Genomic DNA, 19,343 nt, shown 5'->3' on the forward strand with positions numbered 1-19,343 from the left:
TGACAACAGACGTATTCAAGGAGCGCTCATGACTGTCCAGAACGAAACCACCGACACCGGTGTGCTGCTCAGCGATGCCGCAGCAGAAAAGGCGAAAGGCCTTCTCGACCAGGAAGGCCGCGACGATCTCGCACTGCGTATCGCCGTCCAGCCGGGTGGTTGCGCTGGCCTCCGCTACCAGCTGTTCTTCGACGATCGTCAGCTCGACGGCGATGTGACTTCGGACTTCGGCGGCGTGAAGCTGGCCGTCGACCGGATGAGCGCACCCTACGTGCAGGGTGCCACCATCGACTTCGTCGACACCATCGAGAAGCAGGGCTTCACCATCGACAACCCGAACGCGACCGGCAGCTGCGCCTGCGGCGACTCGTTCAACTGACCTTCACCGGTCCCCGCGACGGCCGCGACTCCTCATGGAGTCGTGGCCGCCGTTGTCGGTACCCTCGCCGATCGGGTCGCCACCCCGCCGATCGAGCGGAGTCAAGATCCCACTAGGTTGGACTGATGTTCATTGCCGTGTGTGGATCGCTCGCGACCGATCATCTGATGAAGTTCCCCGGAAAGTTCTCCGAACAACTGGTGGCCGACCAACTCGAGCACATCTCGCTCAGTTTCCTCGTCGAAGACCTCGTCCTGCACCGGGGCGGTGTCGGCGGCAACATCGCGTACGCGCTCGGCGTGCTCGGGAACGAACCGCTGCTGATCGGTGCGGCGGGCGGCGACTTCGACGACTACGAGAACTGGCTGACCGAGCACGGCGTCGATTGCCGTGGCGTGCAGCGGTCGAAGACCAAGCACACGGCACGCTTCATATGCACCACGGATGAGACGATGGCCCAGCTCGCGACGTTCTATGCGGGAGCGATGACCGAAGCCGGCGATATCGACCTCGTCGACGTCGTCGCCGCCAAACGTCCGGATCTGGTGTTGATCGGCGCCGACGATCCAGCGGCGATGGCCCGCCACACGGCAGGATGCCGTGCCGCGGGCATCACGTTCGCCGCGGACCCGTCGCAGCAGTTGGCTCGGCTGGACGGTGACGCCGCTCGCGGACTCATCGACGGCGCTGCCTACCTGTTCACGAACGAGTACGAGTGGGGTCTGCTCAAGCAGAAGACCGGCCTGTCCGACGCCGATATCGCCGGGATGGTCGGCGTCCGCATCACGACCCTCGGCGCGAATGGCGTCGACATCTACGACACCGACGGGACGATGACCCACGTCGACGTTGTCCCGGTGAACGCACAGATCGATCCGACAGGTGTCGGCGACGGTTTCCGCGCGGGCTTCCTCACGGGTGTGAGCAAGGGGCTGAACTACGAGCGGTCGGCGCAGCTCGGCGCGATGGTCGCGACCCTCGTACTCGAATGCGAGTCGACCCAGGGGTGGGAGTGGGACGTCGAGTCGGCAGAGACGCGGCTATCCGCGGCGTACGGCGCGGACGCCGCCGCCCAGATACGCGCCGTCCTCTGACCCGCGGGCCTTCTGCTGGTTGAGCGGTCGACTGACCGGTCAACCAGCAGAGCGGGCCTACGTCAGCGGTTAGAGCCGCACCGGGTAGTCGCGGTCTTCGATTGCGGGGACGATCGTTCCGTCGACGAAGATTCCGTACCAGAGCGTGAAGCAGATGATGGTCCAGATGCGCCGACTGTTGTCGACGGTTCCGGCGCGGTGCTCGTCGAGCATCTGCAGAGTGAACGCCTTGTTGAAAATGTGGTCAATGTCGGACGCGGCGATGAGTTCGCGCGCCCAGTCGTACATCTCGGTGCCCGCGAGCCAGTGCCGCAAGGGAACCGGGAAACCGAGCTTGCGGCGGTGCAGAACATGCGGCGGCACGATCTGTTCGAGCGCCTTGCGCAACGCGTACTTCGTGGTGTCGTGCGAGATCTTCTCGTCGAACGGGAGCTGTTCGGCGATGTCGAAGACCTCTTTGTCGAGGAACGGGACGCGCAGTTCCAAAGAGTGCGCCATATTGATCTTGTCGGCCTTGACGAGAATGTCGCCGCGCAACCAGGTGAACAAGTCCAGATGCTGCATGCGGGTGACGGGGTCGAGACCTTCGCTCATCCGGTAGATCGGCGCCGTCACGTCCTGGTGCATCCAGTCGTCGCGGAAGTTTCGGAGGACCGCACGCAGGCGCGCGTCGTCGAAGCTGCGGGCATTCCCGTAGTAGCGATCTTCCAAGGAGAGCGAACCGCGGTGTAGGAGACTCTTGCCGCGCGTGCCTTCGGGAATCCGATCGGACACCTTGCCCGCAAGACGGCGGAGGCCGCCTGGCAGCTTGTCGAACGATTGGAGAGACAACGGCTCCTTGTAGATCGTGTACCCGCCGAACAGTTCGTCCGCGCCCTCACCGGAGAGGACCACCTTGACGTGCTTGCGGGCTTCGGCGGCCACGAAGTACAGCGGGACGAGAGCCGGATCGGCGACCGGATCGTCTAGGTACCAGATGATCTGGGGGAGCGCCTCGATGAACTCGCGCGGTGAGACGACCTTCACGATATGGCGGGCGCCGATCGCGGCAGCCGATTCGGCGGCCACGTCGACCTCCGAGTAGCCATCGCGCTCGAATCCCGTGGTGAACGTGATCAGGTCCGGGTTGTGCTGAATGGCGAGTGCTGCGATAGCCGTCGAGTCGATGCCGCCGGAGAGGAACGAGCCGACCGTCACGTCTGCGCGCATATGTTTGGCGACCGAATCACGCAGTACGTCGGCGATCTCGTCGTAGCGCTTCTGCGCGGTGTCTGCGGTGAACGGGCGGACCGGGAACTTCGGATCGAAGTACCGGGTGACGGTCGGAGCGACACCGGGTCGCAGCGTCGCATAGCAGCCGGACTCCAGGCGGGTGATGTTCGTGTGCAGGGTCTCGGGCTCGGGCACGTACTGCAGCACCGTGTAGTGCTCGATCGCACGATCGTCGAGTTCATGGCCGAGACCGAGCCGGTCGAGGACTTCCAGGAGGCTCTTCTTCTCACTGCCGAACGCGGTTCCCGCGGAGCTGGTCGCCAGGAACAGCGGCTTGATGCCGAACCGATCGCGCGCGAGGAACAATTCGCGTGTCTGCGTGTCCCAGACTGCGAACGCGAACATGCCGCGCAGTTTGCGGACCACCTCCGGTCCCCAATGGTGAAAGCCTGCGACGATCGACTCGCCGTCACCCTCCGTGCGGAACTGTGTGCCGAACTCGCGTGCGAGTTCTTCGCGGATCTCCAGGTAGTTGTAGATCTCGCCGTTGAAAACGAGGGCGTACCGCTCGGGGTTGTCGGCAGGCCCCCAGCGCAGCGGCTGGTGTGAGTGCTCGATATCGATGATCGACAATCGATTGAAGCCGAGCACGATGTCGTCGTCGTTCCAGGTTCCCGGTTCGTCGGGGCCGCGATGCCGCATGCAGTGCGCTGCCGACGCGATCAACTCCGCGGTGGATCCCGCCGAGGCGTCGCTGGTGAGCATTCCGAGCAAGCCGCACACGCTGACCAGCCTCATTTCCATCGATTGCAAATACGTAGGACGCGACAAGCCGAATACCCTCGCGCGCCGCGTCCACTATGCCGCAGAAGCATGCCGGGGTGCGACATCTCGCGTCCGACATGAGGTCGACGCCACGGCGGGCGTAAGCGTATCCGCAGGTCGCGCGACACGGTGCCGAAATCGGCTGACCCAATAGAGAACTCATCCGCGGGTTGGACTACGCTGCGTAGTTACTAGGTGCAAGAATTGCGCAAGGAGTGGTTTGCTCCGCCGTGCGAACCTTGTGGAACAGCTCCCTGCCAGCAGGAAGGCGTGAAATTGACGAACCGTGGACGGCCGTCGGCACGACGTGGAGTACCCGCGTCGCGCACGATTAAACGACTGAGTGCCCTCGCGGTCCTGGGCGTCGTCGTGCTGATGACGTCGGGCTGCAGTGCCGAAGAGGCCCTGCATTTCGGTTGGCCTGAAGGGGTCACCCCCGAAGCCCACGACATGCGGGTGTTCTGGACATGGTGTGTCATCGCTGCTCTGGCGATGGGCGTCCTGGTCTGGTGCCTCATCTTCTGGACCATCACCTTCCACCGCGCGAAGGAGACTGAGAGCGACGACGAGGTCATCCCGCGTCAGACCGGCTACAACGTGCCGCTGGAGTTGGCGTACACCGCCATCCCGTTCGTGCTGATCGCCGTGATGTTCTACTTCACGGTCGTCGTGCAGAACAATGTGGAGAAGGAAGAGGACAACCCCGCTGTTGTCGTCGACGTCACCGCGTTCCAGTGGAACTGGAAGTTCGGTTACAACTCCGTGAAGATCGGCAACGACCAGCTGGTCAACGCGAAGGACTCGCGGAACGGCGAGCCGTTCGAACTGCAGATCCCGAAGTACCGTGAGCACGAAGGCGAGAAGGAACTCGTCAAGGGCGCTGCGGGCGGACGCTCTAACGAGGAGCGCAAATACCTGAAGTTCGACAAGATCGAGACCTTGGGCACGTCGTCCACGATCCCGATCCTCGTCCTCCCGACGGACACTCGTATCGAGTTCGATCTCGCCGCAGCGGACGTCGTCCACTCGTTCTGGGTTCCCGAATTCCTGTTTAAGCGCGACGTGATGCCGTTCCCGGCCCAGAACCACACGGATCCGTCCTTCCAGGTCAGCTCGATTGACCGGCAAGGCGCGTTCGTCGGACGTTGCGCCGAAATGTGCGGCACGTTCCACGCGATGATGAACTTCGAGGTCCGCGCGGTCAGTCCCGCCGACTTCGCGAGCTACATCAAGTACCGGTCCGAGAATCCCGAAGCATCGAACGCGGAAGCTCTCCATTCGATCTGCCAGGTCCCCGAGTCCGTCACGACCGTCCCGTTCGATTCGCGACGGGTCTCCAACGATAAGACTCCGAAGGACCTCGGTGACGCGAACAACACCAAGGTCGCGGGTTGTGTGCAGGCCAAGGAAGGTACGAACTGATGAAGATCGAAGCACGGATCTTTGAAATCCTCGCGATGTTCTTCGTCCTGATGGGCATCATCTACGCGGTCTGCACGTACTTCTACCGGACTGGCGTCGAATGGACCGGTGTGGTGTGCATGTTCTTCGCGGGTGGCCTCGCGCTGATCGCAGGCACCTACTTCCGATTCGTCGCACGCCGAGTTGAGATCCGACCCGAGGACTACGAAGAGGCCGAGGTTGAAGACGGCGCGGGTGAACTGGGCTTCTTCAGCCCGCACAGCTACTGGCCGATCGCCATCGCAGCCGCCGCAACGCTGTTCGCGATCGGGTTCGCGACCGGAAACCTCTGGTTCGCGGCCACCCTCGTGGTAGTGATAGTCGGGACCGTCGCAGGACTCGTCTTCGAATACCACGTGGGCCCCGAGAAGCACTGAGCCACACAGAATCCACCGAAGCCGCACCCGGATACCGGGTGCGGCTTCGGCATACCCACCAACTGTCTGCCGCCGGGCGGGACATGCTGCGAGCGTTCTTATTCGATGCGTTCGACGGTGACTTCACCGACTCCGACTTCGATCACTGTCTCGGCGGTGTCCACGTCTTCGCCGACGACACTGTGGGGATCGTCGGCCACGCGTCTGTCGTCCAGAGACAACTCATCGTGGGACAGACTGTGCTGCGCGCCGGATACGTAGAGGCGGTCGCGGTCGCGTCCCGCAGGCGTCGCGAGGGGATCGGCGACGCCGTCATGGCTCGCGTCGACGACATCGTCGTCGGCGCCTACGATCTGGGTGCGCTCGGTGCGTCCGATGACGGCCGGCCACTGTATCGCAGACGCGGATGGGAGCCGTGGCGTGGTCCGCTCGGCGTTCTCACGCCCGACGGCGTGCGACCGACCGTCGACGATGAGGATTCGATCCTGGTATTGCGGACACCGACACACCGATACCTAGACACGATGCAACCTCTGATCTGCGACCCACGCGCGGGATCGGCCTGGTAGGCCTACAGCGTAGGTGCCCCCGGTGGGGGAGGGGAGTGTCGCGGCGGCCGGGATAAGCATGGCCGGATGAGCATGGCCGGATAGACAGGGCCGGATAGACAGGGGGCCGGATAGACGGGGTAGGGGCCGGAAACGCGCCCTCGCCACACTTCAGCTACCCGGGCCATCCTCGCATTCTGGGCCCTATCCTGGGATAGACAGACAGATACGGCGACGGCCGCCTCGCGGATCGCGAGGCGGCCGTCGCCGTGTAGAGCATCGAGTCAGTCGAGCGGATTCCCGCCCTTTTCCTGCAGCTCCTGAATAGCCTTCTTCTCGGCTTCGTGCTGCTCGTGCGCGATCCGCGCGTTCTGCGCCTGCTGCTCCGCGGAGTCCGGAACCAGGACGGTGCCGGTTCCGGGCGCGCCAGCCGAACCGAGCTTGTTCATCCGCTTCGGCAGGGCCGCACCCTCGTAGGGGAGCGGGATCGGATGGCCGTGGTCGTCGACCGGGCCGAGCGGCTGGTGCGTCTCGATGTACTCACCCTGCGGCTCGCGACGGATGATGCCCGTCTCGATGCCGTGGGCGAGGACTGCACGGTCGCTGCGCTGCAGGGACAGGGCCCAGCGGTACGTAACGAAGTACACCAGCGGCGGCAGGACGATGACGCCGATACGACCCATCCATGTCGTCGCGTTCAGTGAGATGCTGAACTTCAACGCGATGATGTCGTTCATACACATCAGCGTGAGGATGATATAGAACGTCAGGGCCATCGCACCGACAGCGGTACGAACCGGGGCGTCACGCGGACGCTGCAGCAGATTGTGGTGGGCGTAATCGCCGGTGAGCTTCTTCTCGATCCACGGGTAGCCGAACAGGAGTCCGAAGATCACGCCGATCACTAGGACGACCCAGAACACTGCGGGAACCGTGTAGTTGCCGAGGTAGAGCTCCCACGCAGGCATCAGACGCGCGAAGCCGTCCGTCCACATCATGTAGATATCCGGTTGTGAACCGGCCGAGACCTGCCCTGGGTTGTACGGTCCGATGTTCCAGACCGGGTTGATCTGGAAGACACCCGCGATGAGCGCCAGGAAGCCGAACACAATCGCGAAGAACGCGCCGCCCTTGGCTGCGAAGACCGGGAGGATGCGAACGCCGACGACGTTCTTCTCGGTCCGGCCCGGGCCGGGGAACTGCGTGTGCTTCTGGTACCAGACGAGCGCGAGGTGAGCACCGATCAAGGCCAGGATGATGGCCGGGAAGATCAGGATGTGCAGCACGTACAGGCGCGGAATGATGATGTCGCCGGGGAAGTCGCCGTTGAACAACGCCCACTGGACCCAGGTACCGACCAGCGGGATCGACAACACGATTCCCGACATGGCGGCGCGAATACCGGTGCCCGAGAGCAAGTCGTCGGGAAGCGAGTAGCCGAAGAAGCCCTCGAACATGGCCAGCAGCAGCAGGAAGCAACCAATGATCCAGTTCGCTTCACGCGGACGGCGGAACGCACCGGTGAAGAAGATACGAGCCATGTGCAGGATGATCGACGCGGCGAACAGCAGGGCTGCCCAGTGGTGGATCTGGCGCACGAACAGACCGCCACGGACCTCAAACGAGAGGTTCAGAGTGGTCTCGTAGGCGCGACTCATTGTCACACCGTTGAGTGGCTGGTACGCGCCGTCGTACTGGACGTGAGCCATCGACGGATCGAAGAACAACGTGAGGTACGTACCCGACAGCAACAGGATGATGAAGCTGTAGAGGGCGACCTCACCGAGGAGGAACGACCAGTGGGTCGGGAACACCTTGTTGATCTGGCGGCGCATGCCGGCAGCGAGGTGATACCTGGAGTCGACCTCTTCTGCCTGCGTGGCGAGGCGGTCGGCGACTGTCATGACTTACGCTCCCAGAATGCCGGTCCGACGGGCTCGATGAAGTCTCCTTCATTGATGGTGCTGTTGGCGACCATGTAGCCCTGGTTGTTGACAGTGATAGGCAGCTGAGCCAGCGCGCGTGCAGCAGGACCGAAGACCGGCTTGCAGAACTCCAGCGCGTCGAACTGCGACTGGTGGCACGGGCACAGAACGCGGTGCGTCTGCTGCTCGTACAGCGACGTCGGGCAGCCGAGGTGGCTGCAGACCTTCGTGTACGCGTAGTAATCGCCGAAGTTGAAGCTCTCCTGGCCGCGTCGCTTGATGACCTTCGCGTTGTCCTCGGGGCGGAAACGGATCAGCATGACTGCGTTGCGGATGCCGCGAATTCCTTCGAGGAGCTTGTGACGTGACTCTTCGGTATCGCCGTAGCCGTCCGAGACGCGCCACGGGAACACCGTTTCCATGGCACCGGCGTCCAGATCCTCTGGGCGGACGAGAGCCACCTGGTACGGGTTGCCGGTGTCGCGGCGCAAGAAGACCGTCTCGCCCTTGGTCTCGTTGAAGATGGGCGACCAGCCGGTGTTCCACAGGGGCGCGTCGTCGCGCTTTGCCCACGGATTCTTGATGAAGCCACCGATCGCGGCGACGCCGCCAGCGAGTCCCAGTGCACCGAGGCCGAAGACAGCCGAACCGAGGATCACCTTGCGGCGACCGAGAGTGCTCGTGTCGGCGGTGTCCTTGAGTTCGGCGACGATCGTCTGCTTGTCGACTTCGGAGGAACCACCGTCGTGGCGGTCCTGCACGGAGATCTCCTGCGGGATGAACCGCTTGGTGATCTGGATGACGCCGAAACCGAATGTCAGGATCGCGCCGCCGAAGGTGATGCCGAGTAGCGGAGTATAGAACGTATACGCCCAGTAGCCCTCTTCCTCCGGCATGGTGAATTCCCACCGGTTCCAGATGAAGAGTGCGAAGCCCGCGATCGCGAGCAGTCCGGAGATGACGAACCAGATCGCGACAACGAACTCGGAGCGCTTCTCAGCCGTGGTGCCCGGCTCGGGGTAACGCTCGACGCGGTGAATGATCTCCACACCGTCGAGGTTCGTGCCGAGACGGACCTTGTCCTCTTGAGACATCGCCGCGAGTTCCTCGTCGGACGGGATGTCCTTATTCGAATCGCTCAATTTCGTGATCCAATCCACATGGCGCCTGCGATGATGACCGCTGCGCCGACAACCCACATGGCCATGCCTTCAGAGGCCGGACCGAAACCGCCGAGACCGTAGCCGCCCGAGGGGGCAGCAGTGTCTGCGTAGCGGATGAAGCCGATGATGTCCTTCTTCTCGTCGACAGACAACTGACGATTCGAGAACTTCGGCATGTTTTGCGGACCGGTGAGCATCGCGGTGTAAAGCTGCTGCGGGTTCACATCGGTCAACGGGGGAGCGAACTTGCCACCCGAGAGGGCGCCGCCACGACCGGTGAAGTTGTGGCAGGACGCGCAGTTCATACGGAACAGTTCCGAGCCGCGACCGAGGTTCTCGCCGCGCAGCTGGTCCATTTGCAGCTCGGGGAAGCCGTTCTCGTCGCGCTTGATCTGGCCGTCGTCATTGAGGACGTACATTGCGCGCGGACCGCCGCCCATGGCCTGCACATAGGCGCCGAGCTGATCGATATCGGCTTCTGTGAACTTGGCGGGCTTACGGTGCGCCTGGGCTTCACCGCGCATCGCCGGCATACGTCCGGTCGAGACCTGGAAGTACACGGCGGCGTCGCCGACACCGATCAGCGAGGGGCCACGGTCGGTGACGCCCTCGAGGTTGGCTCCGTGACAGGTGATGCACGACGTGTCGTACAACTGTTTGCCTGCGGCGATCATGCTCGACTCTTTGTCGTCAGCGGTCGCGACCTGAGGCTTTGGACTGAGCAGTCCGGCAATCAGGCCGGTGGCGACGAGGCCGAGGAGCAAGAAGACCGTGCCGGTGGCACGACGGCGGAGCTTGCGACGCGACTTGGCACGCGACGGCGTCGACGCCGTGTCGCGCGGCTTCGGCGAACTCGGTGGAGATGATCTCATCGGTGACTCTCTACTAAGCGGTTGGACTGGTTTCTGGTGAACCGGGCTGAACGGTTCTGGGCTGAACGGTTCTGGCCGCCGTTACCGGATGAAGTAGATGACCACGAACAGGGCAATCCACACGACGTCGACGAAGTGCCAGTAGTACGACACCACGATCGCCGCGGTCGCCTGGGCGGGTGTGAACTTCGACAAGCGGGTCCGGATCAGCAGGAACACGAAAGCGAGGAGGCCGCCGATCACGTGCATGCCGTGGAAGCCGGTCGCCATGTAGAAGACCGAGCCGTATGCGTTCGACGACAGAGTGAGGCCTTCGCCGACGAGCGTGTAGTACTCGTACGCCTGGCCGCAGACGAAGAACGTGCCCATCACCAAAGTGAGCGTGTACCAGCGGCGCAGACCGTATACGTCGCCGCGCTCAGCGGCGAAGACACCGTACTGGCAGGTGACCGAGCTGAGAATCAGGACGAGGGTCACCGGCACGGCGAGCGCCAGGTTCAGGTGCGCGGGCGGCTGCGGCCACCCGTCAGCGGCATTGGCCCGCGCGACGAAGTACATCGCGAACAGGCCGGCGAAGAACATCAACTCGCTCGACAACCACACGATGGTGCCGACGCTGACCATATTCGGACGGTTCAGCGAGTGCACGCGTGAGGTGATGGCGGTTCCGGAGTTACCCACAGCGCTAGTCACACAAGAAGTATGACGGTTCGTAGTAACCGATTTCCAGCGGGGTCGGTAAATAGGTTCGGCGCTGGCCTCCCCTGCAGGTAGGCGCGGTCCGAGTGTGGGGGTCCGGCGTGTCCTTTCAACGGCGGCCCGCCGCATGGTTTGCTCGTTGCCATGAGCGGAGAGTCAGGTGACGGCGTGTTCGGCCGTCTTGCCAAGAAGTTTCGGCGCAGCGGTGGCTCGACGAGGGCACTCTCGGTGGAGGACTCGGATCTGGTCGTCGTGGTGCGGAGCGACGACGACGCGGTCGCCAGCTCGACGGTACTCGATTCTGTTGGATTCGAGTCGGCGTCGAAGGTTGTGCTTCGCCATCTGATCGCGCTTCCCGCGTCGGCGGTCGAGAGCGCGACTGCGTCCGCTGCATTGGCGGGCTACGTCGCGACGGACATTCTGGCCGATGATCCGACAGTCGAACCGCCACTCGTGCCGGTCGCGTTGTCTCGGGTGCAGCGTGTCGACGCGCGCACCGTGTCGCAGGAACGGTCCCGCGTCGCGAGCCTCGCATCGCGCAACGGCGGCGTCGGTCTCGGGTGGGCCGTGCTTGCCGCGCCACCTGATCGTTAAGGTTGTCGCGTGAGCACCCCCGAAATCGGCGAGAGCATTCCCACACATACGTGGCCACAGATTCTCGGCAAGGTCACCGACGGCTTCGACCTGTCGGTCGACGAAGCGGCGTGGGCGATGCACGAGATGATGTCCGACGCGGCGACCGGCGCGCAGATCGCCGCTTTCGGTGTCGGCATCAAAATGAAGGGGGCTGCGGCGGATGAGCTGCGCGGCCTGGCCGACGCGATGTTGGGGATGGCCAACCGGATCACGTTGTCCGGCGAAGCCGTCGACATCGTCGGCACCGGCGGTGATCGGTCGCACACCGTGAACATCTCGACGATGACGTCGGTCGTCGTCGCTGCCGCAGGCATCAAGGTGGTGAAGCACGGCAACCGCGCGGCGTCGTCGAAGAGCGGCGGCGCCGACGTTCTCGAAGAGCTCGGCGTCGCCATCACGCTCGGGCCGGACGCGGTGACCGCGTGCGTCGAAGAACTCGGTATCGGGTTCTGTTTCGCCCCCGTGTTCCATCCGGCGTTTCGCTTCATCGGTCCACCGCGCAAACAGATCGGCATCCCGACGATCTTCAACGTGCTCGGCCCGTTGACGAATCCGGCGTCGCCGCAAGCGAGCCTCATCGGTTGCGCATTCGACGATCTGGCGCCGGTTCTCGCCCAGGCTTTCGTCGACCGTGGCAACCGGGTCCTCGTCGTCCGCGGAGACGACGGACTCGACGAGATCACCACGACCACCTCCACGACCGTCTGGCAGGTCGTCAACGGGCAGATGCGCCGGTTCGCTCTCGATCCTCGCGATCTCGGCATCGAGTTGGTCGAACTGGCCGCGCTGCAGGGCGGCGATGCCACCGTGAACGCACGGATCGCCCGCGAACTTTTCGACGGGGCACGTGGAGCGGTCCGGGACGCCGTCGTCATCAATGCGGCGGCCGCGATCGTCGCCTACGAACAAACGGCCCTGTTTGACGATAGTGGCCTGCTCGCTGCGCTGCGGACGGCAGTCGTTCGCGTCGAGGAGATCATTGATTCCGGCGCGGCGGCGGCACTGCTCGATGAGTGGGCAACGCTGACGCGCAAGCTGGCCTAACGGTCGGCCTCGAGCCTTCTAGTCGTCGCCGATGGAGAATCCGCCGTCGACCTCCGCGCTCGCGTAACTGCGGAAGGCGATATGGGTGGCGCTGGTGCGGACGCCCGGTAGACGGTTGATCCTGCCGGTGACGACGTCGGCGATCTGGTCATGGTCGCGGACTCGTACCTTCGCGATCAGGTCGACGTCACCTGCGCACGAGTAGACCTCGGTGACGCCCGGAATATCGGCGACCGCCTGCGCGGTCTCGGGAATCTGGTGGATGTCGGCCCCGATGAGAACGATGGCGGTGATCATGCTCCAACTCTAGCGGGCAGCGGCATCGGTGCGTCTCTCGCTCGGCGGGCGGCACGGGCGAAGTCGGTCCAGCGCTGCGCCGAGCCGATCGGCGAACACAGGGGATCGGTCGCGCTGACGAGTCGTGTGCCTGGCTCGGCGATCCACCGGTCGATCAGCGAGACCTCTTCGGCTGGCGCGCCGCCGAGAGGTCCGGTGTCTGCGGGTTCGACGACGGTACTTGCGCTGGCCGTCATCATCTCGATCACCGGCATCGGCGGCACGCCGCGCGCAGCGTGCGCCGCGCCCGCTAGTCGGCCGTACCGGATGACGCTCAGCTGCCAGCCTCCGTCGTCGTCCGGTCGGGCGACAACGAACTCGCGAATGCACGCGATTGCGGCGAGACGTTGTGTACGGGCCAGGACGTCGACGGTCGCCGCGAGACGATCTCGCGCGCGGGCGGCCGACTCGAAGCGTCGCGTGTCGGCGAGAAGTATTAGCCGCCGCTGAAGGTCGACGAGCAACGCATCCGATTCGCCGGACAGGAGCGTGCGAGCGGCTTCGACCCGGCACAGGTAGTCGGGCAGGGTCTGTGGCCGCTCGCTCGCCGCGTGGCAGAGGTCGGGACGCTGTGCGACGAGCGGGTCGGGGAGCCCGACGGCCGCCCCGTCGCCCGGACACCAGTGGTGGTCGGCTCGCTTGAGGTTTTGCGTGCAACTGCGCAGACCTGCCGCCGCGCTGATGACGTCCGCGACGTCGGCCGCGACGGTGCGGCTGTGCACGGGGCCGATCGCGTCTGGCGCGGGTGTCCGGTTGACGGACAGGCGAGGAAACCGTTCGTGGCTGAGATTGATCCACCACCCGCGGTGCGGGTTGCGCGAACGCCGGTTGTACACGGGCTTGTGTGCGGCGAGGAGCGTCAGTTCGCGTACACCGGCCTCAAGGTCGTGCGCACACGCCACGTGCTCGACCCGTTCGGCGAGCGAGACCATCTCGTTCATTCGGGGACGTGTGTCCGAACCCGAGAAGTACGACGAGACGCGGCGACGAAGATTCACCGCCGTCCCCACGTAGAGGACTTCGTCGCCCGGGCCGCGGAACAGGTAGACGCCCGGAGTCCGGGGCAGGCCAGAGGCCATCGAGCGTTTCGCCCGCATCGCGGGTGTCGAGCGCGGGAGATAGTCGGTGAGATCGCGATACGTGTGCACTCCGCGGTTTCCGACTCGTTCGAGCAACCGGTGGAACACGTCGACTGTTGCCCGGGCGTCGTCGAGGGCGCGGTGAGTCGGGCGGACCGACACATCGAACAGGTCAGCCAACGCCGACAGCTTGACGCTCGGAGCCTCCTCCCGGGTGAGGATGCGCCGCGCCATCGCCACCGTGCACAACGACGTGGTGAACGGCCACGGCAAGTCCATCCTCGCGGCCGCCTTGCGGAGGAATGCGGTGTCGAAGCGGGCGTTGTGCGCGACGAGAATCGCGCCATGCGCGAATTCCGCGAACGCGGGCAGTACCTCTTCTATCGGCGGTGCGTCGTACGTCATCGCCGTGGTGATTCCGGTGAGGGCGACGATCTGCGGCGGAATCTCGCGGCCCGGGTCGACGAGTGTCGCGAACTCTCCGAGAACTTCGCCGCCGCGGATCTTGACGGCACCGATCTCGGTGATGGCGTCGGTGTCCGAGCTTCCGCCCGTCGTCTCCAGGTCGACGACGACCAGCGTCGTCTCGAACAAGGATTTGTCGGCGAACTCGTCGTCATCGTCGAGATCGGCGAAGGACAGCTGTCCGGTGGTCATGGTGGGCACGGTAGGGGACCCCACCGACATGAACGTCCGTCGAACCCCGGGTCGGGACCGTCCTCAAAGGTTGTCGGAAGGGAAATTGTCGGAGGGGATTCGTAGTCTGCACTCGAGGTCGAGACAATCCGACCTTCCCGCGACACGCCTGGGACAGTCGGAGCGCGCGGAGATTGTCCAACGAACCACAAATGAGAGGCGGATCACAATGCGAATCGACTGCGCCACCTGCCCGGCCCGTAATCGCGAATGCGACGGATGCATGATGCAGGTCCTGTTCGACCCTGTCACCAGCACTTATACCTCTGACTCCGACTCGGTGGACATCGAGTCCGCCGTTGATGTGTTCGTCGCCACAGGGATGATTTCGGACGAATCGGCACGCAGTGCAATAGCTGGTGTCACCGCAGGTCATCGCCTATTCGGGTCGGGCGCGTGGGACGTGCTCCGCGCCGTCTGACACGACTGTGTGTCGACTTTGGTGCGGGGTTGGTGGACATCTGCGTCAGGGTTTCGTAATCTTTTCGAGACTTTCCACTCAGGGTGATCAACCAGTACTTGGGAGACGCCCGGAGGGTCACCGCCTAATCGCCTTCACCCTCCGAAGGCGAACCGGGGAACCACCTTTTTCAAGGGCGTGTGAAAACGCGCCGGCGAATCGGGGTGAATCGCGGTCGCAGGTCGCCCAGACCTACGGACGCGTAGGGCCATATCTTCCGGCCCGAACCCGACAGCTAACCCGGTCGGCGGTCAGGGAGACAACAAGGAGTTCTGAAGTTCAGTGGCTAAACACCGTTTGGACAAGCCCGGCACCGGCCGCAAGGTTGCTACGACTGCGGTAGTCGCAGGCTCGATCGCCATCGGCGGGTCGCTTGCGCTCGCAGTCGGCCCCGCGGACGCCGCGCCGGTCAACATCCCGGGTGTCGGCAAGTTCGACGTCCCCGACAACCTGTTGCCGAAGGTGCCGCACGTGCCGAAGGTCAACCCGCAGGGGCCGATCGGCACTCCGCAGCAGGTGCGCGCTCAGAAGGCGCTGCACTACGCGGAGTCGAAGATCGGCTCGCCGTACGTGTATGGCGCTTCCGGCCCCAGCGCATTCGACTGCTCCGGCCTCACCTCGTGGGCATACCGGCAGGCAGGCAAGACCATCCCCCGTGACAGCTATGGCCAGATGGGCGGCGGCACCTCGATCGCCTCGCTCGCAGCCGCACGCCCCGGCGACGTCCTCGTGTTCAACGGCGGCGGCCACGTCGGCCTGTACGCAGGTAACGGCATGTTCGTCCACGCCTCGACCGAAGGCGTGCCCGTCAAGCGTGACAAGGTCAAGGACTGGAGCGTGACGAGCATCCGCCGCTACTGAGCGGTATCGTCTGTCGTGAACTCTTGAACCGGGCGGGCCATACGCGATACGCGTGTGACCCGCCCGTTCAGTATTAAGGAACATGTGGTGGATCAGACGAATCGAAGCGCTGGACGTCGGACTGCTCGCGCGACCGCGCTCGGCGCGGTGATGCTGGCGGCCGTGGCGCTGCTCCCGGTCGCTCCCGAGTCGGCCGCGGAGCCGTCGCGCAATGCGAACCAGATCCTGACTCACTACCGTGAACTCTCCCGCGACGCGGAGCGGACCACCGAATCGATGAACAAGGCGCAGCACGAGTACGACGTACAGCGCAAGACCGTCATCGTGCAACGCCGAGCATCGGCGAAAGCGAGCAAGAAGCTCGACGCGATGAGCGGGCAGATGGCGTCGGCGCAGGAGAAGGTGGACGCGCTCGCCCGCGCCAGTTACCGCGGAGCGCGGGTCAACCGCCTTTACGCGATGCTCGTCAGTGACTCCCCGCAGAGCCTCCTGGACAACATGTCGGGACTCGAAGTCATGTCGCGTCAGTCGGCCGCCGACCTGCGGTCGATCACCGCGATCGCTCGTGAGACGCGGGAAGCCAAGGCGAACGCCGACAAGTCGGCGCGGGACGCCAGCGACGCCGTCGCTGTCGCAGAGAAGCAGCGCGGTCGCCTGCAAGCCAAGCAAGCCGACCTGCAGCTCGAAGCAGTCCAGATCCGGGCGGTCTACAAGTCACTCACCGGCAAACAGCTCGCCGCACTCCGCGGCCCGAAATACGCGTTCGACGCGAGTGCCATCCCCAAGGGGACGGCGCCTGCGCTCGTCGCACTCCAGGCCGCGATCTCACGGATCGGCGACCCGTACGTGTGGGGCGCGACCGGGCCGCACCAGTTCGACTGTTCGGGCCTGATGTTGTGGGCGTACAAGCAAGCCCACAAGAGCATTCCGCGCACTAGCGAGGCGCAGCTCGGCGGAGGCACACCGGTCGACCGCAAGGACCTCAAACCCGGTGATCTCATCATCTACTACCCGGATGCGTCACACGTCGGCATGTACGTCGGCGACGGTTTCGTCGTCCACGCCTCTACATTCGGTGTTCCCGTGGCAGTCGTGCCGGTCGACAAAGCTGGCCCGTACAACGCTGCGCGACGGTACTGAGTGGCCGCCGTCGCGCCTCGCGCCGCAGCGGCGGCTGTCGCAGTCGCGTTGACTGTGGTCGGGACGGTCGCTGCGTGTTCGGACTCGTCCGAACATTCGACCGCCTCGTCTGCCGGCGCGTCGACAACACCCCTCAACCCGTTCGAACAGCAGCGGACCGACGGAGTGGGAGCCCTACTCGACGAACTCTCGTCGGTGCTCCGGACCGGTGATCGCGCCGGTCTTGACGGGCTGATCGACGATGCGGCACCGCGATCGATCATCGATCGACTTCACACCGCCGTCGCGGCGTTCGCGCCGAGCAAGAACCGCGGCCGGCGGGGAGGCCCCCTCGCCACCACATCGTTCACTTATCGGGTGGCGCCGAGCACCGGACCGGAATGGCAGGTCGACCCGGCGCTAGCGGCGAAGGTCGACGAGGCAGGCGCCAGCGACACTTGGGTGACCCCCGTCGAACTCACCTACGCGCTCGGTGGTTCGTCGACACCGGGCCTCGCCGAACCCGAAGTTTCGCTGACCGAGACGATGGTCTTCGCCCGCTACGGTGACGACTGGAAGGTCCTCGGCGACGCAGCGTCCGCGTCGAATCCCCAGCCGACGACGGCCAAGCCTGCGCCGCCTGCCGAAGTCGGGCCGTGGGAATTCACGGGACTGGCCGCGGCCGACGTGCGCACCGCGGGTGGAACGTCGGTGATCCTCTCGTATCCGAAAACCGATAAGACCCTCACGCGCATCGAGTCGATCCTGCCCAACGCGATCGCCGCAGTCAGCAAGTTCTGGGGTGACGACTGGACGCAGAAAGCCGCGGTCGTCACGACCGGCGATCAGACCGAGTTCTCCGGTCTGACCCGCACCGCCGCGAGCGACACCACGGTGGCCGCGGCGGCCACCGTGTTCTCGCGCATCGACAGGCGTGCCAAGCAAGTCGTCGGACAGCGGATCGTGCTCTCGCCCAACGCTGTCGACCTTTCCGAACCGGCGCTCGCCGTTGTATTGCGACACGAACTCATGCACGTCGCGACGCGGCTGTCCACGTCGGAGATCTCCCCGATGTGGCTGACCGAAGGCGTCCCCGAATACGTCGGGCGCAAGGGGACGTACCGCGAATTCGTAGACGCCGCGCCGGACCTCGCGGTGGAGGTCGCAGCCGACCGAGTGCCGAAGAAGCTGCCCGTCGACTCGGACTTCGCGGTCGACAGCGATGCGGCCCGCGTCGCCTACCAGAGTGCGTGGTCGTTCGCCGCGTTCGTCGCCGACAAGTACGGCGAGTCCAAGCTCAAAGACATGTACCGCAAGATGACCGCTGCCGGCGACACCCCAGCGATGGACGCCGCGATGAAGACGGCAGTCGGGCACGACAAGAATGCGTTGGTGAAGCAGTGGCAGACATGGTTGCGCGCCCAGGTCCGATGACCGGGACGACGCTGCTGGTGACGAACGACTTCCCACCGCGGGCCGGCGGAATTCAGTCATATCTGGAGAATCTGCTGCGCTTCTTACCGCCGGAGAACGTTGTCGTCTACGCACCGAAGTGGAAAGGCTCCGACGAGTACGACGCGGCGGCCCCATACCGGATCGTCCGGCACCGCACGTCGCTGATGCTGCCGACCCCGTTTGTCGCGCGCCGCGCCGCGCGACTGGTGCGCGAACATGACGTCCACACTGTCTGGTTCGGTGCGGCCGCCCCGCTCGCGGTCCTCGCGCCGCGACTGCGGAAGGCGGGTGCCCGCCGTATCGTCGCCAGCACCCACGGCCACGAAGTCGGCTGGTCGATGCTGCCCGGGTCGCGCCAAGTGCTGCGCTACATCGGGGTCCACACGGACGTCGTCACCTACGTCAGCAGATACACGCGCGGTCGCTTCTCGGCGGCGTTCGGGCGCGACGCCGCGCTCGAGTACGTGCCGTGCGGGGTGGACACGGGCAGGTTCGCGCCCGACGCGGCGGCCCGAGCGGAACTGAGGGAGCGCTATGGGATCGGCGACGCTCCCGTCGTGTTATGCCTGTCTCGGCTCGTGCCCCGCAAGGGCCAGGACGTGTTGATCCAGGTGTGGCCGTCGATTCTGCGCGAGGTGCCGGACGCTCGGCTGATGATCGTCGGCGGCGGGCCGTACGGCGACCGCCTGCGGGAACTGGCTGAGAAGGCTGGGGTGAGCGATTCGGTGACGTTCACCGGATCCGTGCCGTCCGATGAACTGCCGAAACATCACGCGATGGCCGACGTGTTCGCGATGCCCACCCGTACGCGCGGCAGAGGTCTCGACGTCGAGGGGCTCGGCATCGTCTTCCTTGAAGCGTCCGCGAGCGGTGTGCCCGTCGTCGCGGGCGACTCGGGTGGCGCCCCCGAGACAGTCCGCGATGGGGTGACCGGTACCGTCGTCGACGGCCGCGACCGGGAACGGGTCGCCGAGGCGATCACGGTGCTCCTCAAAGACACCGAACTCGCGGGCGCGATGGGCGCGAAGGGACGAGCCTGGATCGTCCAGCATTGGCAGTGGCGCCACCAGGCCGCCCGTCTGATGCGCCTGCTCTAACCGGT

General features: G+C 64.9%; 19 protein-coding genes and 1 riboswitch. Of the genes, 12 read left to right on the top strand and 7 right to left on the bottom strand.

All coding sequences use genetic code 11. The features are described from left to right. Window positions 1-28 precede the first annotated feature (28 nt). Window positions 29-379 carry a HesB/IscA family protein gene (locus MP11Mi_RS13940; protein ID WP_420039497.1) on the top strand — a complete coding sequence of 117 codons (351 nt, stop codon included), beginning with the start codon at window positions 29-31 and terminating at the stop codon, window positions 377-379. Window positions 380-504: 125 nt separating this feature from the next. Further along, entirely contained in the window at window positions 505-1,473 is a 969-nt protein-coding gene (locus tag MP11Mi_RS13945; RefSeq protein WP_420039498.1) for a carbohydrate kinase family protein, read from the top strand. A 69-nt stretch (window positions 1,474-1,542) separates the two neighbouring features. On the opposite strand, the gene asnB is transcribed toward MP11Mi_RS13945, so the two are convergent. Continuing rightward, complete coding sequence (gene asnB, locus MP11Mi_RS13950) at window positions 1,543-3,468, bottom strand: asparagine synthase (glutamine-hydrolyzing) (RefSeq protein ID WP_420042106.1); 1,926 nt, start codon at window positions 3,466-3,468, stop codon at window positions 1,543-1,545. Window positions 3,469-3,780: 312 nt separating this feature from the next. Between asnB and ctaC the strand changes: the two genes are divergently transcribed. From ctaC to MP11Mi_RS13965, 3 genes are read left to right on the top strand one after another with little or no spacing between them, the layout of a single operon-like run. Next, complete coding sequence (gene ctaC / locus MP11Mi_RS13955; RefSeq protein WP_420039499.1) at window positions 3,781-4,932, top strand: aa3-type cytochrome oxidase subunit II; 1,152 nt, start codon at window positions 3,781-3,783, stop codon at window positions 4,930-4,932. Then, entirely contained in the window at window positions 4,932-5,348 is a 417-nt protein-coding gene (locus MP11Mi_RS13960; RefSeq protein ID WP_420039500.1) for a cytochrome c oxidase subunit 4, read from the top strand. The genes ctaC and MP11Mi_RS13960 overlap by 1 nt, the downstream gene beginning before the upstream one ends. A 38-nt stretch (window positions 5,349-5,386) precedes the next feature. Further along, on the top strand, window positions 5,387-5,917 hold the full coding sequence (locus MP11Mi_RS13965) for a GNAT family N-acetyltransferase (protein WP_420039501.1): 531 nt from the start codon (window positions 5,387-5,389) through the stop codon (window positions 5,915-5,917). A 263-nt stretch (window positions 5,918-6,180) separates the two neighbouring features. On the opposite strand, the gene qcrB is transcribed toward MP11Mi_RS13965, so the two are convergent. From qcrB to ctaE, 4 genes are all read right to left on the bottom strand, one after another. Beyond that, a complete protein-coding gene (gene qcrB / locus MP11Mi_RS13970) occupies window positions 6,181-7,800 on the bottom strand; it encodes a cytochrome bc1 complex cytochrome b subunit (RefSeq protein WP_420039502.1) in 1,620 nt (539 codons plus the stop codon). Further along, a complete protein-coding gene (gene qcrA / locus MP11Mi_RS13975) occupies window positions 7,797-8,963 on the bottom strand; it encodes a cytochrome bc1 complex Rieske iron-sulfur subunit (protein ID WP_420039503.1) in 1,167 nt (388 codons plus the stop codon). Before qcrA ends, qcrB begins: the two co-directional genes overlap by 4 nt. Beyond that, on the bottom strand, window positions 8,960-9,856 hold the full coding sequence (gene qcrC, locus MP11Mi_RS13980; RefSeq protein ID WP_420039504.1) for a cytochrome bc1 complex diheme cytochrome c subunit: 897 nt from the start codon (window positions 9,854-9,856) through the stop codon (window positions 8,960-8,962). Before qcrC ends, qcrA begins: the two co-directional genes overlap by 4 nt. An 81-nt stretch (window positions 9,857-9,937) precedes the next feature. Next, the gene (gene ctaE, locus MP11Mi_RS13985; protein WP_236998547.1) at window positions 9,938-10,549 is read right to left on the bottom strand and encodes an aa3-type cytochrome oxidase subunit III; all 612 of its coding nucleotides are present in this window, start codon (window positions 10,547-10,549) and stop codon (window positions 9,938-9,940) included. Window positions 10,550-10,699: 150 nt separating this feature from the next. Here ctaE and MP11Mi_RS13990 point away from each other — a divergent pair, with 150 nt between their 5' ends. Next, window positions 10,700-11,149, top strand: coding sequence for a hypothetical protein (locus MP11Mi_RS13990; protein WP_420039505.1), 450 nt, complete (start codon window positions 10,700-10,702; stop codon window positions 11,147-11,149). 9 nt (window positions 11,150-11,158) lie between these two features. Continuing rightward, on the top strand, window positions 11,159-12,235 hold the full coding sequence (trpD, locus tag MP11Mi_RS13995; protein WP_420039506.1) for an anthranilate phosphoribosyltransferase: 1,077 nt from the start codon (window positions 11,159-11,161) through the stop codon (window positions 12,233-12,235). 18 nt (window positions 12,236-12,253) lie between these two features. On the opposite strand, the gene MP11Mi_RS14000 is transcribed toward trpD, so the two are convergent. Both MP11Mi_RS14000 and MP11Mi_RS14005 read right to left on the bottom strand, forming a co-directional pair. Then, the gene (locus MP11Mi_RS14000) at window positions 12,254-12,532 is read right to left on the bottom strand and encodes an Lrp/AsnC family transcriptional regulator (protein WP_420039507.1); all 279 of its coding nucleotides are present in this window, start codon (window positions 12,530-12,532) and stop codon (window positions 12,254-12,256) included. Beyond that, window positions 12,529-14,307: a DEDD exonuclease domain-containing protein gene (locus MP11Mi_RS14005; RefSeq protein WP_420039508.1), complete on the bottom strand. Its 1,779-nt coding sequence runs from the start codon at window positions 14,305-14,307 to the stop codon at window positions 12,529-12,531. The genes MP11Mi_RS14000 and MP11Mi_RS14005 overlap by 4 nt, the downstream gene beginning before the upstream one ends. Before the next feature lie 262 nt (window positions 14,308-14,569). Here MP11Mi_RS14005 and MP11Mi_RS14010 point away from each other — a divergent pair, with 262 nt between their 5' ends. The 5 genes from MP11Mi_RS14010 to MP11Mi_RS14030 all read left to right on the top strand — a co-directional run bounded on the left by MP11Mi_RS14010 (window position 14,570) and on the right by MP11Mi_RS14030 (window position 19,338). Next, complete coding sequence (locus tag MP11Mi_RS14010; RefSeq protein ID WP_420039509.1) at window positions 14,570-14,767, top strand: hypothetical protein; 198 nt, start codon at window positions 14,570-14,572, stop codon at window positions 14,765-14,767. Between the two features lie 111 nt (window positions 14,768-14,878). Beyond that, window positions 14,879-15,070: riboswitch (cyclic di-AMP (ydaO/yuaA leader) on the top strand. Window positions 15,071-15,088: 18 nt separating this feature from the next. Next, window positions 15,089-15,667, top strand: a complete 579-nt coding sequence (locus MP11Mi_RS14015) for a C40 family peptidase (RefSeq protein ID WP_420039510.1) — start codon at window positions 15,089-15,091, stop codon at window positions 15,665-15,667. 150 nt (window positions 15,668-15,817) lie between these two features. Next, window positions 15,818-16,807: a C40 family peptidase gene (locus MP11Mi_RS14020; RefSeq protein WP_420042107.1), complete on the top strand. Its 990-nt coding sequence runs from the start codon at window positions 15,818-15,820 to the stop codon at window positions 16,805-16,807. Further along, window positions 16,808-18,220, top strand: coding sequence for a peptidase MA family metallohydrolase (locus MP11Mi_RS14025; RefSeq protein WP_420039511.1), 1,413 nt, complete (start codon window positions 16,808-16,810; stop codon window positions 18,218-18,220). Then, on the top strand, window positions 18,217-19,338 hold the full coding sequence (locus MP11Mi_RS14030; protein WP_420039512.1) for a glycosyltransferase family 4 protein: 1,122 nt from the start codon (window positions 18,217-18,219) through the stop codon (window positions 19,336-19,338). Before MP11Mi_RS14025 ends, MP11Mi_RS14030 begins: the two co-directional genes overlap by 4 nt. The last annotated feature ends 5 nt before the right edge of the window (window positions 19,339-19,343 follow it).

Origin of the sequence: Gordonia abscondita (genome assembly GCF_032711245.1) — a bacterium.
In the GTDB taxonomy this organism is placed as follows: Bacteria; Actinomycetota; Actinomycetes; order Mycobacteriales; family Mycobacteriaceae; genus Gordonia.